11 protein-coding genes are annotated in these 15360 nt (G+C 38.4%); 6 read left to right on the top strand and 5 right to left on the bottom strand.

Features of this window, described 5'->3' with window-relative positions; translation table 11 throughout:
- Positions 1–93: 93 nt before the first annotated feature.
- Positions 94–1476 carry a Na+/H+ antiporter NhaC family protein gene (locus tag E5N72_RS18540; RefSeq protein ID WP_135926589.1) on the top strand — a complete coding sequence of 461 codons (1383 nt, stop codon included), beginning with the start codon at positions 94–96 and terminating at the stop codon, positions 1474–1476.
- Positions 1477–1525: 49 nt separating this feature from the next.
- Here the strand turns inward: E5N72_RS18540 and E5N72_RS18535 are convergent, their stop codons facing one another.
- Positions 1526–4411 (bottom strand): insulinase family protein, encoded by a 2886-nt coding sequence (locus E5N72_RS18535; RefSeq protein WP_135926588.1) that lies wholly within the window; start codon positions 4409–4411, stop codon positions 1526–1528.
- 166 nt (positions 4412–4577) lie between these two features.
- Here E5N72_RS18535 and E5N72_RS18530 point away from each other — a divergent pair, with 166 nt between their 5' ends.
- Entirely contained in the window at positions 4578–4991 is a 414-nt protein-coding gene (locus E5N72_RS18530; protein ID WP_135926587.1) for an MAPEG family protein, read from the top strand.
- Positions 4992–5041: 50 nt separating this feature from the next.
- On the opposite strand, the gene E5N72_RS18525 is transcribed toward E5N72_RS18530, so the two are convergent.
- Entirely contained in the window at positions 5042–5779 is a 738-nt protein-coding gene (locus E5N72_RS18525; RefSeq protein WP_135926586.1) for a peptidylprolyl isomerase, read from the bottom strand.
- Between the two features lie 246 nt (positions 5780–6025).
- Between E5N72_RS18525 and E5N72_RS18520 the strand changes: the two genes are divergently transcribed.
- Both E5N72_RS18520 and ushA read left to right on the top strand, forming a co-directional pair.
- On the top strand, positions 6026–6223 hold the full coding sequence (locus E5N72_RS18520) for a hypothetical protein (protein ID WP_135926585.1): 198 nt from the start codon (positions 6026–6028) through the stop codon (positions 6221–6223).
- Between the two features lie 74 nt (positions 6224–6297).
- Positions 6298–7902 (top strand): bifunctional UDP-sugar hydrolase/5'-nucleotidase UshA, encoded by a 1605-nt coding sequence (gene ushA / locus E5N72_RS18515; protein WP_135926584.1) that lies wholly within the window; start codon positions 6298–6300, stop codon positions 7900–7902.
- A gap of 47 nt (positions 7903–7949) precedes the next feature.
- Here the strand turns inward: ushA and E5N72_RS18510 are convergent, their stop codons facing one another.
- Both E5N72_RS18510 and E5N72_RS18505 read right to left on the bottom strand, forming a co-directional pair.
- Positions 7950–8777 (bottom strand): hypothetical protein, encoded by an 828-nt coding sequence (locus E5N72_RS18510; protein WP_240704558.1) that lies wholly within the window; start codon positions 8775–8777, stop codon positions 7950–7952.
- A 106-nt stretch (positions 8778–8883) separates the two neighbouring features.
- Positions 8884–9789: a hypothetical protein gene (locus tag E5N72_RS18505; protein WP_135926583.1), complete on the bottom strand. Its 906-nt coding sequence runs from the start codon at positions 9787–9789 to the stop codon at positions 8884–8886.
- Positions 9790–10008: 219 nt separating this feature from the next.
- Between E5N72_RS18505 and E5N72_RS18500 the strand changes: the two genes are divergently transcribed.
- On the top strand, positions 10009–10872 hold the full coding sequence (locus E5N72_RS18500; RefSeq protein WP_135926582.1) for a S1/P1 nuclease: 864 nt from the start codon (positions 10009–10011) through the stop codon (positions 10870–10872).
- Between the two features lie 34 nt (positions 10873–10906).
- Positions 10907–14029 (top strand): TonB-dependent receptor, encoded by a 3123-nt coding sequence (locus tag E5N72_RS18495; protein ID WP_135926581.1) that lies wholly within the window; start codon positions 10907–10909, stop codon positions 14027–14029.
- 313 nt (positions 14030–14342) lie between these two features.
- Here the strand turns inward: E5N72_RS18495 and E5N72_RS18490 are convergent, their stop codons facing one another.
- On the bottom strand, positions 14343–15353 hold the full coding sequence (locus E5N72_RS18490) for an ABC transporter ATP-binding protein (protein WP_135926580.1): 1011 nt from the start codon (positions 15351–15353) through the stop codon (positions 14343–14345).
- Between the last annotated feature and the right edge of the window lie 7 nt (positions 15354–15360).

The raw sequence follows: 15360 nt of genomic DNA, 5'->3' as shown, positions 1-15360 counted from the left end.
ATAAAAGTGTGTTCGCGTAAAGCAGTTACTTAAGTCGATAGACTTCGGATTTCTGTAAGCAATCTCGCATTGCTTAACTGTGTGAAAAATATAATGCAAGAACCTTCTGCGTTAAGTTTACTACCGCCAGTATTGGTGGTTGTTTTGGCCGTGTTGTTACGCCGCCCTATTTTATCTTTACTTGTTGGAGCTTTGTTTGGTTTAGCCATGCTTGGGCCAACAGCTATACTGTCAAACTTTTCTGATATATCGTTAAAAGTGATGCAGGATGAAACCATTGCCTGGCTAATTTTAGTCTGTGGCGGGTTTGGTGCCTTGATTGCCTTATTGGTAAGAACCGGTGGAGCAAGTGCATTTGCTGAATTAGCGTTAAAGTTTGCCAAAGGTCAACGCTCATCTTTGCTAATGACCTTTGTGTTAGGTGTGATTATTTTTATCGATGATTACCTCAATGCATTAACAGTTGGTGAAACCATGAAGCGTATCACCGATAAGTTTAAAATTAGCCGCGAAATGCTAGCTTATGTTGTTGACTCAACTGCCGCACCTATCTGTGTGCTTGTACCACTCTCTACATGGGCGGTATTTTTTGGTGGCCTATTAGTCGATAATAATGTTGCAGCAGAAGGCCAAGGTATTGCCGTATACATCGAAGCAATCCCTTATATGTTGTACGCATGGTTTGCAGTACTTGTTGTATTGCTTGTCAGCTTAAATGTGATCCCTGCTTTTGGGCCGATGAAAAAGGCACAACTACGTGCAATGAATAATCAAATCGAGATCTCAAATAGCCAATACACCGATGTACAAACTGCGGATGAATACGCTGTTAAAGCCGCAGAAGAGAACTTTGAAACAGCAGCATCCAATGGCAAACTCTATAACTTTTTAGTGCCGATTATTTTACTTGTTGCGTTTACTGTTTATTTCGACATTGACGTATATAAAGGATTGCTTGCAACCTTTGCTGTGGTGTTACCGTTTTATATGTTGCAAAAACTAATGACATTGTCAGAACTAGTGGAGCGTATGTTAGATGGTTTTAAAAGTATGATCCCAGCAATTGGTACTGTCGTTGCGGCCTTTATATTTAAAGATGTGTGTGATCAATTAATGCTTCCGCAATATGTCATTAATACTTTAAGCCCTTATATGACAGCACAGTACCTACCTGCCGTGGTGTTTTTAGCAATGGCAGTACTTGCTTTTGCAACGGGTTCTAGCTGGGGGATTTTCGCAGTAACTATTCCAATTGTGATGCCACTGGCTTATGCAATTGATGCCAACATTCCTCTAGTAATTGGTGCTTTGTTGTCGGCGTCATCGTTTGGTAGTCAAGCATGCTTTTATTCTGACTCCACAGTACTTGCTGCACAAGGCTCAGGGTGTGACTTAGTCAGCCATGCGGTTACTCAATTACCTTACACCTTACTGGCGGCAACCGCTGCATTAATAGGGTTTTTGCTCATCGCCTAAATTAAAAAGCCCAAGCAATTGCTTGGGCTTTTATTTATCAACTAATAAGTTACTTTTGGAATTTAATTCCTTTGTAATAAGTTTCTAAGTTTTCAACTTTTGTTTGGTTTTTAAGATCTGCAAATGGCTTATCAGCGAACTTGCTACCACGCATTTGAATGTTCAAGCGTGGTGCTTCACTGTTCAGCATGGTTTTCTTGTAATAATCTTTCAAATCAGCCAAGGTTACTTTTTCAACTTCAGCAATAAGCTTTTCTTTAGAGTCAAAGTTAAAGTTTTCACGATACCAATCTGTGATAAGTGGTGACATTTCATCACTTAGATTCTTAGGTTGCTCTTTTAAAGATACCAGCGTTGCATTTTTAAGTTGTGAAAATGTTTCTTCTGTCATGTTATCAAGCTCTACTGCGTATTGCTTTTTAAACTCATCAAAGCGTTCTTGCATTTCTTTAGGGCCTTTAACTGGTGTTTGGATATAAAGACCTAGTGCAGAGTAATCTTCAATCGGACGGGCTAACGCACCAACAGCATAAGCAAGCTGCTCTTCGGTACGAAGCTTATCAAAAGCAATCGTTCTGAAGTGGCTTTGTAACACTTGCGCTTGAGCCTTTTGCTTATAACCCGGTGTTGGATGAACAACCATATCGATAATCGCTACATCAGCTACATCAATATCCTTTTGCAATACAATACGTTCACCTATTTGTGGCAACCATGCTTTGCTGCGAGCAAACTCAGTAGATTTATGAGCCTTAGGTAATATAGCTGTTAGCTTATTAGCAATAGATTCAACATCATTTTGGTTGTAGTTACCAAACGTGAATACACGTAAATCATTTGCAGCAAGAGTTGATTGCTTAATAGCAGTAAAATCAGCAAGGGTTAGCGTATCTGCCGCCGCAATTAAGGTTTCGGTATCAAATTTACCACTTCGTGTTAGCTTAGAATATTCACCAAATGCTTGATAGAAAGGAAATTGCTTTTGTTGATTTAGTAAATCACGCTTATAACGGTCAATCGCTTGTGCAAAACCATCTTCTGATACATTTAAAGTAAGATTTTCAAGCGCCTGAGCCAATAATACGTCCTGCTTATCAGTAAAACCACTCAGTGATAATATAAGACCATTGCTTGGCTGTAACCCCAAACTCATACCTGCTACAGCCGCTTCAGTGCTTAATTTACTTTGCTCTAAGTTATACAGATCAGCCCAAATTGAGTAAAGCACCTGTGCTTTTACATCAACTAATGCATCAGGTGTGTTAATGTAAACTTCAACAAGCCCTTTAGGTTGCTCAGCAAATTGCTGACTTGCTTGGCGCCAAACTTTGACACCTTGCTTATCAAAGACCAGTTTAGGATGTGCTTGCTGTTTAAATTCCGCGGTCTTAATAGCAAAACTTTCTGGCAGTAAGCGGTTTACAGTAGGTAAAGCTAAAGCATATTCGCTTGGTTTATTCCAGCTTGCAACTTCTTCGTCGCTGATATCTTCAATACGATATTTACCATCGTAAAAATGTAGCTGCGAGTCTGTCTCTTCTTGCTTTGAAATATACCAAATACGTAGCGTCTCTTCGTTTAACTGTGAAAGCACGTTTTGCACAGCGTCAGCATCAAACTTTGCATAATAGTAAGGTGCATTAATTGCGTTGTTCACTGGGAACTTTTGCATACTATCAGTAAGGTTACTTACGTAGCCAAACTCATCACCTTTTTCAAGAAATTGAAACTCATTGTTTAAAGAAGTACGAATTTCATTAAAATACTTGCTATCAACACCCTGCTCTTTAATTAACGCAATATACTGCATTACCATAGCAACAATTTCTTCACGGTTTTGCATGCCGGCGTCAGTTAGTTCAATACTTACTGTTAAGCTGCCGTAGTTACCATATTGTGTAGGTGAATCAGAAGCAGATAAACGTGATACCCAGCCTTTATCGCGTAATATTTGTGCCGGGCTGCCTTGCATTTCATTACTTAACAAGTAAGACACAAAGCGATTAGGTTTAACTGCAAACTGTGAACTGTTATCGGTGATTGTAAATTCAAGTTGTAATTGTTTTACGTCTTCATTTGGTGAATAGTAAACACGTTTACCACCAGCTTTATCAAAATCAAGTTTATCTGTTACTGTTGGTTTTTCGATATGTTTATTTTCGATATCTGCAAAATACTGTTTAGCTTTTGCTTCCATTTCAGCTAGCGGACGGTTAGAAATCATCGCCACTTTCATGATATTAGATGAATAGTATTTATTATAAAAAGCAACCGTTTCTTTATGTAAATCACTGCCTTCTTTATCACCTAGCGTTTCTAGGTTACCAATTAAGAAACGGTTTGCAGGATGGTCTCCCATCATTTTGCGTGCTAATTTAAATTGTCCAAAAAAGTCCATTTCACGACGCATTGACCATTCAGCATTAACCGCATTTTTTTCTTTATCAGTGTATTCAGGGTAAAGCTTAGGTGCTTTAAAAAAGTCAGAAAAACGGTCTAATGCTTCATCATAGGCATCGTTATTTACTTTAAACATATAATTAGTGATATCTAACCAAGTGTAAGCGTTGTGCGCACCACCGTTTTTGGTCATAAAATCACTATAACCTTTGGTATCAGGATAGCGGTCTGTACCTAGGAAAAGCATATGTTCTAGATAATGTGCCATACCTTGTTGCGACATAGGGTCGTGTAGTAAACCGACACCAACACTAAGTGCAGCTGCTGACTTTTCTACACTCGGATCTGAGATTAAAATAACATCAATCTCATTATCTAGTTTTAGTGTTTTATATTCTCGGGCATCATTTGGACTGACAACCAAAGAATCAGGTATAAGGCTGCTATTAGCTGTAGATGAAGTCATAGTAGATGTTGAAGAACACCCAGCTAATACAGCAAATGCGATTGCACTAAGGCCCATTATTTTTTTCATTATTATGTATCCATTAGATATTGAATCAATTTTTATTTATGATGAGTTTTCATCAGCCGCAATTCAATGCTTTTTAACAGACTAACACTAAAAGTTTGTAACACATTGTGAAAAAGCAATGCAAAAGGCTAATAATCATAATAATTACAATATAAAAGGATGAGTTATGGAAAAGTGGCTAATCGTAGCGATGTTTACTCAGGTATTACTTACATTCATAGTAATGTACATTATGGGCAAGCGCCGCTTTAGCGCAGCTAAGAAAAAAACCATAGAAATGAAAGACTTTCTTACAATGGATTTAGAAAAAGCAGGTGCGCACGTGCGTGTTGCAGATCGTAACTTTATAAATCAGTTCGAAATGCCTGTACTGTTTTTTATTGCGTGTTTAACTGCACTACAACTAAATGCTGTAGGTACTGTTTTTGTTGGCTTTGCTTGGGCTTATGTCGTTTTGCGCATAATCCATAGCTTTATACATTTAACCTCTAATACGTTAAAGGCTAGATATTATAGCTTTGTTATCAGTAGCTTTATTATGCTGATTATGTGGGTACTGATATTAATAACAATCTTTTAATACTCAGTAATACTAAGAAATAAGGCGCTTTTAAGCGCCTTATCAAGGAATTATTTACGACGACAAAAGCCAAACAAAGCTAGTAAAGACAGCATCCACGCCATACTACCACCTGAGCCACTGTCTAAATCACCTGAAGGCTTATCTTGTTTGATCAGCGTGTTTTCTTTTGGTTTTAATAATTGAGAAGAGTTCGGATCATCATCAAGAATTACCACACTATTAATAGTTACTAAATTCTCACCATTAAAGCCTGAGGTATCTGTTGGACATTGATCGTTATTTAAACCAACAACAGGAATATCACCACAGTGTGTGAGTTCAGTGATTTTATCTAACACCATTTGGCTTTCAGCTGTAATTTGGCCGAACACAGTAAAACCACCATTTTGAAGATCTAAATTAGCACTATTGTCTTTTAAATTGAAAAACCATTGGCTAGTTGCACTATTTGCATTACCACCTTGCTTAGCCATCGCAATGGTGCCTTTCACATTAGATAGTTTAGGCTCATTTTTTATCGCATCATTTGTTTCAATAGCTTTAAAATCAGAATCAAATTTAAATCCTCCGCCTTGTAAAACAAAATTCTCAACAGAGCGATGAATGACACTACTATTATAAGTGCCCTCTTCTACATAATTTAAAAAGTTTTCTACAGTTATGGGGGTGTGTTGATCAAATAGATTAACTGTAATCGTGCCTTGGTTAGTTTGCATTTCAATGATAGTTGAGTTGGCGCTGTAGCTTGCTGCACAAAGCACAGAGGCAATTAAATATTTTTTCATTTTTTATCTTTCCTGATATTTTTATTCTAAAACTGCAGCAAGACTAAACAAAAACGCTAGGCGCTTAAATAGCAAACAAAATAGTTACACAAAACGCGCCAAATCAATTACAAGTTAGTTACATTTATTTACACCGCGTATTCATTATGGTTATAAAAAATATAAATCTTAAATCAAAATCGTCTTATCAAATAGACTGAGTTTGTTAGTATTTGCATGACAACAAAGAACACACAGGAATAAACCATGGCGAATGAAGAAAACGCAATATGCGATTTTGGCTTACACCAAGGTGAGCCGTATAGTAAATTACCAGCGAGCTTCTTAAACTGGATGGTTGGTAATAACCATCAAAAATCACATTATGCAGAACAAGAGTTAATTCGTAGGCAACTCGCTGCGACTGGACAATTAAATACCGAAAATAGCAATAAAAATCTATAAAAGACATTTAATTTAAATATAAGTCGTTTAAACTAAGCGCTTAATTAACTACTGCTTTTAACAGGCAAACAATTATGCGCTTTTTTTTATCTTCTTTTTTACTGCTTACCTTAGCGGCTTGCAGCTCTTCTACTCACACTGATTCAGTACAATACCTCACATTACTCCATACAAACGACAACCATGGTCGCTTTTGGCACAATGAGCAAGGTGAGTATGGTATGGCAGCTCGTAAGACCTTAATTGATCAATTAAGAGCTGATGCTAAAGCAAAAGGTCATGCAGTATTATTACTCTCAGGTGGCGACATCAATACAGGTATTCCCGAGTCTGACTTACAGCATGCAGAGCCTGATTTTAAAGGTATGTCAATCATTGGTTATGATGCCATGGCTATAGGTAATCATGAATTTGATAACCCACTGGCAGTACTTGATCAACAACAAAAATGGTCTAACTTCCCATTTTTATCTGCCAATATTATAGATAAGGCAACTGGCGAGACACGTTATCAAGGATATAAGATCTTTGAGAAGAATGGCCTAAAAATAGCTGTAATCGGTTTAACAACCACAGATACAGCTAAAATAGGTAACCCTCAATATATTGGCAACCTTGAGTTTAAAGACCCAACAGCAGTTACAGCAAAGCTAGCTCCTGAAATCGATAAACAATACAACCCTGATATCACTATTGCAGTTACACACATGGGCCATTATGTTGATGCAAACTTTGGCATTAATGCACCGGGTGATGTAACAATGGCTCGTAATCTACCAAAGGGTACACTTGACATAATTGTTGGTGGGCATTCACAAGAACCGGTCTGTATGAAAGAAGCCAACGTTGCAGATGAGAGTTTTATACCAGGCAAAGAGTGTAAGCCAGATCAACAAAATGGTACTTGGATCATGCAAGCACATGAGTGGGGTAAATATGTTGGTAAAGCTGAATTCAAATTAGAAAATGGTCAACTAACACTACTTAATTACGCGCTTATTCCGGTAAATCTTTATATCAATGATGAAAACGGCAATAAAAAGTTGGCAGCTGATTACATCGAACCAAACAAAAACTTACAAGATGTACTTTCTGTTTATCAAGCAAAAGGGGCAGCGCAAATTGCTGGAAAGATTGGTGCAGTTGATGAAAAGCTAGAGGGTGACCGTAACAAAGTTCGTTACCAGCAAGTAAACCTAGCACGGGTAATAATTGCTGCACAAATGCAATCTGTTGGTGCTGATTTTGGTATAATAAGTGGCGGTGGTATTCGTGATAGCATTCAAGCTGGCGATGTGAGCTATAAAGACATTTTAAAAGTTCACCCTTTTAAAAACCGTATCACCTATATTGATATGACCGGGAAGGCATTATTTGATTACCTATCTGTTGTGACTTCTTTCCCACCTGATTCAGGTGCTTACTTACAATATTATAAATTAAGCTTTAAGCGTGAAAACGACACATTATCTGATGTTAAAATTGCTGGTAAACCACTTGATATGACGAAAACATATCGTATGAGTATTAACAGCTACAACGCCTCAGGTGGTGATGGCTACCCTACTCTTACAAACAAAGAAGGCTTTGTCAGTACAGATGATACTGACGCACAGGCATTAAAACGTTTCTTTGAGCAAAATAGTCCTGTTAAAGCGGCCGACTTCGCGCCTAAATAAACAAATTAAAAGTAAAAAGGGAAGTCAATGACTTCCCTTTTTTAGTTTTACTTACCTATCACTTCAATATTTTCTAACGTTATGTTCTTTAATCCATAATGATGTAAACGTGAACGCGAACCTTCACCATGCGCTTTCGGTGGATAATAAACATCTTTAACTTCTGGTTGATCTTGCCAAACATCATCAAGCGCAGCGCGGATTTCACTCAAGGTTTTTTCTAAACTATTGGTAAAATTTGGTCTTTTACGGACTGTATGACCTAATTCAACTAACCGGTAAAAATACTTATTAGCAAGTGTAAGTAACTCTTCAGGAACATCCTTATTCTGATTGAGCACTACATCAGGATTTTCAGTACAAAACTCAACCAAAGCCAAATAAAAACATAACGGCTTATTGGCTAATGCAACAGGTTTATCAGGGCTACAATTTGCTGCCAATGTTTTATTTTGAAGATCGACAATCAAAATAGGTTTTGTTTTACTATTCGGTTCAGGTTCAGGAAGTTGTTTTGCAACTTGTAATTTTGTGCGTTCACTTAAGAAGAATAAATAACTAATCGCAAGTGAAAACAAACATACCAAAATAAATACTGCAATATCATTTTTATTTAAAATATTGTTATTAATAACAAAACTAATAGTAAAAACTTTTTGTGGTGTTTGAAGTTGCTTTTCAATCAGATCTGCTCTTGCTGGAAACTCTGTAATTCCTTCGATGGAATAAACAAAAATCGGGGTTTCTTTGAGCTGCGAATTAAGCTTAGCAAGGTAGTCAATAACAGCCTCTTTACTACCAGAATGCTTTAAAAAGTCATCAGGAAGGTTTAAATGAGTTAAATCTAAGGCGATTCGCTTCTCTATATTTGCCAAGCTTAATTGATTATTCTCTGTTGACTTAACCGCTTTTGCAAGAATATAGCTACCAAATAAGACCAGACAAATAACGAAGAATAAACAACCATAAATTAGCTTTACTCTAATTGGTAGCATTGTTTACCTCAGCATTAATTCGCAACGAGTGTTGCGTTTTACAGTTAAAGAATGATTGAACGTGATTGAAATAATGAGAATTTTGGTCATGCGCTAAATCAATTAAACGTTTTTGAACAGCACAGAGAAGATCTGTGTTTTCATCTTGCATTTTAAGGTACCAACGGCTGCCACTAATGTTGTCACTGATGGGAGTAATATAATTGATTGAAAAACGTTGCTGGTCTATGTCTTGCCAATAAGAAGAAATTAGATCAACTTTACCGCTTGCTAGTAATTCTCTCAGCTCTGAATGAGAGCCAGCATAGGTAATGTCTAAATTCTCTAAATTAATATCTAACTTTTTAAACAACTGTTTCGGCAAAATATGACCAGAACGGCTTGTAGGGTAATCTAAAAGGCCAATTCGTTTGTCAAGAAAATAACTTTTATCTAGCCGCGGCTTTTCTTTGCTTGAAATAAAGTAGGCGGTGTAATCAGGAAAACCAACAACGGCTTTATAGTTGTAAGTTGATTCTGCCATAAAAGCGTTAATTAAGTTTTCTTTTGCGAGGATCAAATCTGCTAATCCTTTACCCAAAAACTCAACTGTATCAGATGTCTTGTAACCCCAATAAGAGGTAACCTTGCCATATTGCTTACTGATAGTGTCGTCTTGACATAATGAAAACGCGACATCTTCAGCTAGCCGTTTACCAGATGAATATACGACAAGTTCATTAAGATTAACCTCAGATTTAGTATCACATTGAAAAGAAGTTTCAATAAACGTATCGATATCAGATATAGGCTTATTTGCTTGTAAAATTCCCACAAAACAAAACAAGCCAAACGACAGAAACAAAAATGTAACAATCAAAGATTTTTTTATTAGTATTGTTCTTAAATTCAATTTTTATAGCCAACAACGCACCCTTGCCTCTATTTGAACAATTATTCTTACTTATTACAACAGGTAATTTTACCTGAAATAAATAACTCATTGTTTTTAAATATATATGAACAAGAAATTATGAATCTTATTGAGTCCTTTCTATTTGTTTTAAAATTCAGGAGAATTAGCACCAAGTAATCGTGCTTCAGGGCACATTCATTTTTGGACACTGAGTCAATGTTACAAAAAACAATAAAGATGTTGCTGTTATCGACACCTGTTATTTCAGCGGTGTTAAGTACTCCGGCTAATGCATGGGGACAAAATGGTCATCGTATTGTTGGTGAAATTGCATCTAAGCATATTACTGACACCACGAGGCAAGCATTAATTCCTTTACTTGATGGCGAGTCACTCCCTCAAATTGCCACTTGGGCCGATGAAATGCGCTCTGCCCCTGAGAAATTTTGGCAAAAAAAGTCATCTCGCTGGCATTACATCAATTTCAAAGAGGGTGATGCTGATCCCCATTTCGACTCTCATGCCCACCACAATAAAGACACAGTGTCTGACATCCTTGAAGGGATGGAATATTCAATTTCAGTTTTACAAAACCAAAAAGCATCACTTGCAGAAAAACAGTTTGCTTTACGCTTTTTAGTTCATCTTGTTGGTGATAGTCACCAACCATTCCATGCAGGTCGCAGTGAAGATCGTGGCGGCAACAATATTTCTGTCACATTCTTCGGGCAAGATACCAATTTACATAGCCTATGGGACTCAAAACTCATTGAAAATGAAAATTTGTCCTATACTGAATTTGCGCAATTTATAAATACAACAAATCAAGCGTTGATAATGGACTACCTTACCAGTTCACCAAGCGATTGGTTAATCGAATCACATAATATTGCAAATTCAATCTATAAAGAAAATGAAACAAACGTAAGTTATAGTTATATCTATAAAAACTTACCAATTGTTAAAACTCGCCTACAGCAAGGCGGGATAAGATTGGCCGGTTTATTAAATAGTTTATTTGATAAATCAGCAAAACCGTTAGTAAAGGCACTTAAGATGCCAACTGACAGCAAACTATAAATGAAACATAACCTCTAACACGGGAAATAACATAATGAAAATCCAACTCCGCAAAACAGCTCTATCACTTGCTATTGCAGCATGTGTTGGTGTGAGTGGTGCAGCGTTAGCAAATGAAACAACATCTGCTATCAAGGGTCAAATCAAAGGTCCTAGCGGCAACCCTGCTGCTGGCACTAAGATTACTATCGTTCACTTACCTTCAGGTTCAACTAAAGAAACTGAAACGAACGATGCGGGTTACTTCACAGCTAAAGGCCTACGCGTAGGTGGTCCTTACCGCGTTGTTGTAGATTCTGACGTATTTGCAGATCAAACTTTCAACAACATTAACCTACAAGTTGGTGCTGACTACCCTGTTAATGTTACGTTAGAGCCGCAATCAGACATCGAACAAATCGTTGTTACAGGTCGTCCTATCAGCCGTATGTCTGGTGGCACAGGTCCTGCTGCGACTTTCACACTTGAAGATTTAGAAAACCAACCAGCCATCAACCGTGACTTACGTGACATCGTTCGTATTGACCCACGTGTAACAATCGATGATAGCCGCGGTTCAATCAACTGTGGTGGTGGTAACCCACGTTTCAACAGCTTAACGCTAGACGGCGTTCGTATGAACGATAACTTCGGTCTAAGCTCAAACGGTTACCCGACAATTCGTGCTCCTTTCTCTTTCGATTCAATCGAGCAGGTTGCCGTTGAACTAGCGCCTTTTGATGTTCAATACGGTGGTTTCACATCGTGTAACATTAACGCAGTTACTAAATCTGGTGGTAACGAAGTACACGGTGGTATGTTCTTCGATTACACAAATGATTCAATGAAAGGCGACAAAATCGAAGGTGAAGACTACGACAACGGTGATTACACTGAAAAACGTTATGGCTTCAACGTTGGCTTACCACTTATTAAAGATAGCCTTTTCTTATTCACATCTTACGAAAAACTTGAAGGTGTTAAACAGTACAACTACGGCGGTTTAGACACTGGTAGTGTTTCAGCGGCAGATGTTGCTCGTGTACAGCAAATTGCTCAAGACGTTTACGGTTATGACGCAGGTGGAATGCCATCAAGCGCACCAGTTGAAGATGAAAAAATCTTAGTTAAGTTAGACTGGAACATCAACGACGATCACCGTGCAAACTTAATCTATAACTACAATGATGGTTTTACACTGTCTCAATCGGATGCTTACAGCAACACTGTTACTTTAGATAATCACTTCTTCAAGCAAAGTGCTGAATTTACATCAATCATTGGTTCACTTTACTCAGATTGGTCTGATGAATTTTCAACTGAGGTTCGTCTAGGTAAATCTGAGCTTGACCAAACTGTACGTTCTTTAGATGCGGCAAGTAGCTTCGGTGAGATGCAAATTCGTACTGCTGATGGTGGTACAATCTATATTGGCCCAGATGACTCTCGTCAATCTAATGCTCTTAGCTACGAAACAGTAACAGCAAAAATTGCAGGTACTTATTACCTTGATCAACACACAATTACTGCTGGATATGAGTTTGAAGAATTAGACGTATTCAACCAATTCGTTCAGCATACGCAAGGTGAGTGGCGTTTTAAATCAGTTAATGATTTTGAAGCAGGTTTAGCAGACCGTATCTACTATAACAATGCAGCGGGTACAAACAACCCAACTGACGCAGCTGCTAACTTCTCATACGCACAACACACTTTCTATGTACAAGATGAGTACAGCTTCACAGATTTAGATGCAACATTAACATTTGGTCTTCGTTACGACAAATACACAAGTGACGACAAACCAAACTACAATGAAAACTTTACTAATCGCTACGGTTTCAGCAACCAAGCAACATTCGATGGTATCGATTTAATTCAACCACGTGTTGGTTTTGAATGGTACGCAACGGATGCATTAGAAGTACGCGCTGGTGTTGGCTTATTCTCTGGTGGTAACCCGAACGTATGGTTATCTAACTCATACTCTAACGATGGTATTACTAATATCAGTGCTTACCGTTCGGGCGGTATCGATTTATTCAATACGCCAAACGTTAACGGTGGTACGCCAGGTTACGAAGTTCCACAAGATATGTATGATGAAGTTGCAAACACAGTTATTGGTTCAGGTGATTCATCTGTAAACGCTGTTGACCCTGATTTCGAAATGCCATCAGAGTGGAAATACTCAGTGGGTGCAACATACACAACTGAAGATGAGTACGTATTCTCACTAGATTACTTATTCACTAAACGTAAAGATGCTGCATTCCTAGAAGATATCGCGTTACAAGATTCTGGTGAAACAACGTTTGATGGTCGTCCAATTCTTAAGTCTAAAGAAGGTCGTCGCGGTGACTTATTACTTACTAATGTGAGTGGCGACAGTGGTGAGTCGCATGTTATCTCTGCTGCGATGAGCAAACGCTTTGATAACGGCATTAGCTTACAACTAGCTTACGCTTACACTGACTCAACTGATGTTAACCCTATGACAAGCTCGGTAGCGAGCTCAAACTATGGTAACTTAGCGACATACGATCCGACTAACCCGGGTGCACACACATCTGATTACGAGATCCCACATCGCTTTACTATGACATTAGGTTACACAACTGAGTTGTTTGATGGTTACAACACACGTTTCAACCTATTCAGCGAAACGTATAAAGGTCTACCTTACAGCTACACGTTTAATGATAGAGACAATGATGTTTGGGGTGATAACAACTCAAACGGTAGTCGTCAGTTAATGTATATCCCTGAAGTGAATGATCCTAACGTTGTTTACAACATGACACCTGAAGAAGTAACTGAGTTTAACCAATGGATTTCTGCTCAAGGCCTTGAACGCGGTCAAATCTCTGGTCGTAACCGTCAAAATGCTGATTGGTTCACGAAAGTTAACTTCAAGATGACTCAAGAGTTACCTGGTTTCATGCCTGGTCACAAAGGTGAAGTATTCTTCGTTATCGATAACTTAACTAACATGTTAAACGATGACTGGGGCGTACTTAAGAAAGGTAGTTTTGTTGGTAACAGCATGGTGACTGTTGACCTTGATGACCAAGGTCGTTATGTATACTCAAACTTTACCCCTAACAATGGTAAAACTGCAACTCAAAGCAGCGCATCAGTGTGGGAAATGCGTGTAGGTGTACGTTACACATTCTAATAACGAGTTAACCTTGTTATAAAGCAAAAGCCCGCCCCTACTGGCGGGCTTTTTACGTTTAGAAGAAAGTGAGTGAGTTACAGGTTACTAGGGGAAAGTTAGCAAGGAACAAGAGTAAAGTTAGCAAGTTGCTAGTAGCAGCGATTTTATATCGCGTTTGATGGCTGAGGGCTGATGTTTAACGCGATCCAGCGTTGTTATGTCAGTCGTCATTTATGGCGACAAATCTTTAAACTTGAATGATCAAGGACTAAAGCCCGACCTACCCTGATATGAAAATGCAGGCCAATTTGACCTGCACACAAAGTTTTATTTAAGCTGCGTAAACCGCAAGTGGATGGGTTGTATTGATTGAAACATGCACAGCATCACCCGGGCGCACTATCACCTCATGGCTCACACGGCTTGTCACCACAGTATCGCATGCAAGTTTAACAGCGCATAATCGGCTGCCACCCTCATAACGTACCCAGGTCACTTCACCGTTATTTGTATTAGCATTATTAATTAGATGCACATCATCAGGGCGCAACAATACATCAACCTTTGCTGCATCATGATCAATTTTGATTGCTGGTGCATTGCCTATATCTGTTGTGGCTGTATCACCTACACAATTACCGGCAATGAAACTTGCCTCACCTAAAAAGCGTGCCACAAAACGATTACTTGGCAAGCTAAAGCAACGCTCAGGAGTATCAATTTGCTGAATTACCCCCTCTTTAAGCACCCCTACACGGTCACCGACAGATAAGGCTTCCTCTTGGTCATGGGTCACCCAAATAGCGGGAACACCTGCAGCCTTTAATGCATTTCTAATATCCCATCGAAGAGTATCTTTTAGAGCTGCATCTAGGTTAGATAATGGTTCATCAAGTAAAACAAAGTCTGGTTCATGAGCAAGAGTTCGAGCGAGTGCGACACGCTGCTTTTGACCACCAGATAAGGTTGCCGGCTTTTTACTTCGAAATGCTTCAAGACCTAGTAGCTTTATCCAATGATCGGCTTTAGAAGTATCGTTAAGTCTAAAGCAAATATTCTGTTCAACAGTTAAATGTGGAAAAAGGGCAAAATCTTGAAACACCATTCCTACTTTACGTTTTTCCGGGGGAACTTTTAGTTTTGGCGTAGCTCGCCATGAACCTAAATTTATTTCGCCTTCGCTAATAGGAATAAGCCCAGCTAACGCTTGTAAAATTGTACTTTTACCACAGCCAGTTGGACCAACTAGCATGAGGATCTCACTTTCCCCAAGTGATAAGTTAAGTTCACTTACCACACGATTGCTACCATAATCGATAGACAGCTTACTAACTGATAGCATTAAACTG

The organism is Pseudoalteromonas sp. MEBiC 03607, assembly GCF_004792295.1.
Classification (GTDB): Bacteria; Pseudomonadota; Gammaproteobacteria; order Enterobacterales; family Alteromonadaceae; genus Pseudoalteromonas; species Pseudoalteromonas lipolytica_C.
The sequence above is the reverse complement of the archived record's forward strand: the minus strand, read 5'-3'. Positions and strand labels throughout refer to the sequence as shown.

Bases quoted from the DNA above. Each gene is read 5' to 3' on its own strand.
- E5N72_RS18540 (WP_135926589.1), top strand. From the start codon at position 94: ATGCAAGAACCTTCTGCGTTAAGTTTACTACCGCCAGTATTGGTGGTT.
- E5N72_RS18535 (WP_135926588.1), bottom strand. From the start codon at position 4,411: ATGAAAAAAATAATGGGCCTTAGTGCAATCGCATTTGCTGTATTAGCT.
- E5N72_RS18530 (WP_135926587.1), top strand. From the start codon at position 4,578: ATGGAAAAGTGGCTAATCGTAGCGATGTTTACTCAGGTATTACTTACA.
- E5N72_RS18525 (WP_135926586.1), bottom strand. From the start codon at position 5,779: ATGAAAAAATATTTAATTGCCTCTGTGCTTTGTGCAGCAAGCTACAGC.
- E5N72_RS18520 (WP_135926585.1), top strand. From the start codon at position 6,026: ATGGCGAATGAAGAAAACGCAATATGCGATTTTGGCTTACACCAAGGT.
- ushA (WP_135926584.1), top strand. From the start codon at position 6,298: ATGCGCTTTTTTTTATCTTCTTTTTTACTGCTTACCTTAGCGGCTTGC.
- E5N72_RS18500 (WP_135926582.1), top strand. From the start codon at position 10,009: ATGTTACAAAAAACAATAAAGATGTTGCTGTTATCGACACCTGTTATT.
- E5N72_RS18495 (WP_135926581.1), top strand. From the start codon at position 10,907: ATGAAAATCCAACTCCGCAAAACAGCTCTATCACTTGCTATTGCAGCA.
- E5N72_RS18490 (WP_135926580.1), bottom strand. From the start codon at position 15,353: ATGCTATCAGTTAGTAAGCTGTCTATCGATTATGGTAGCAATCGTGTG.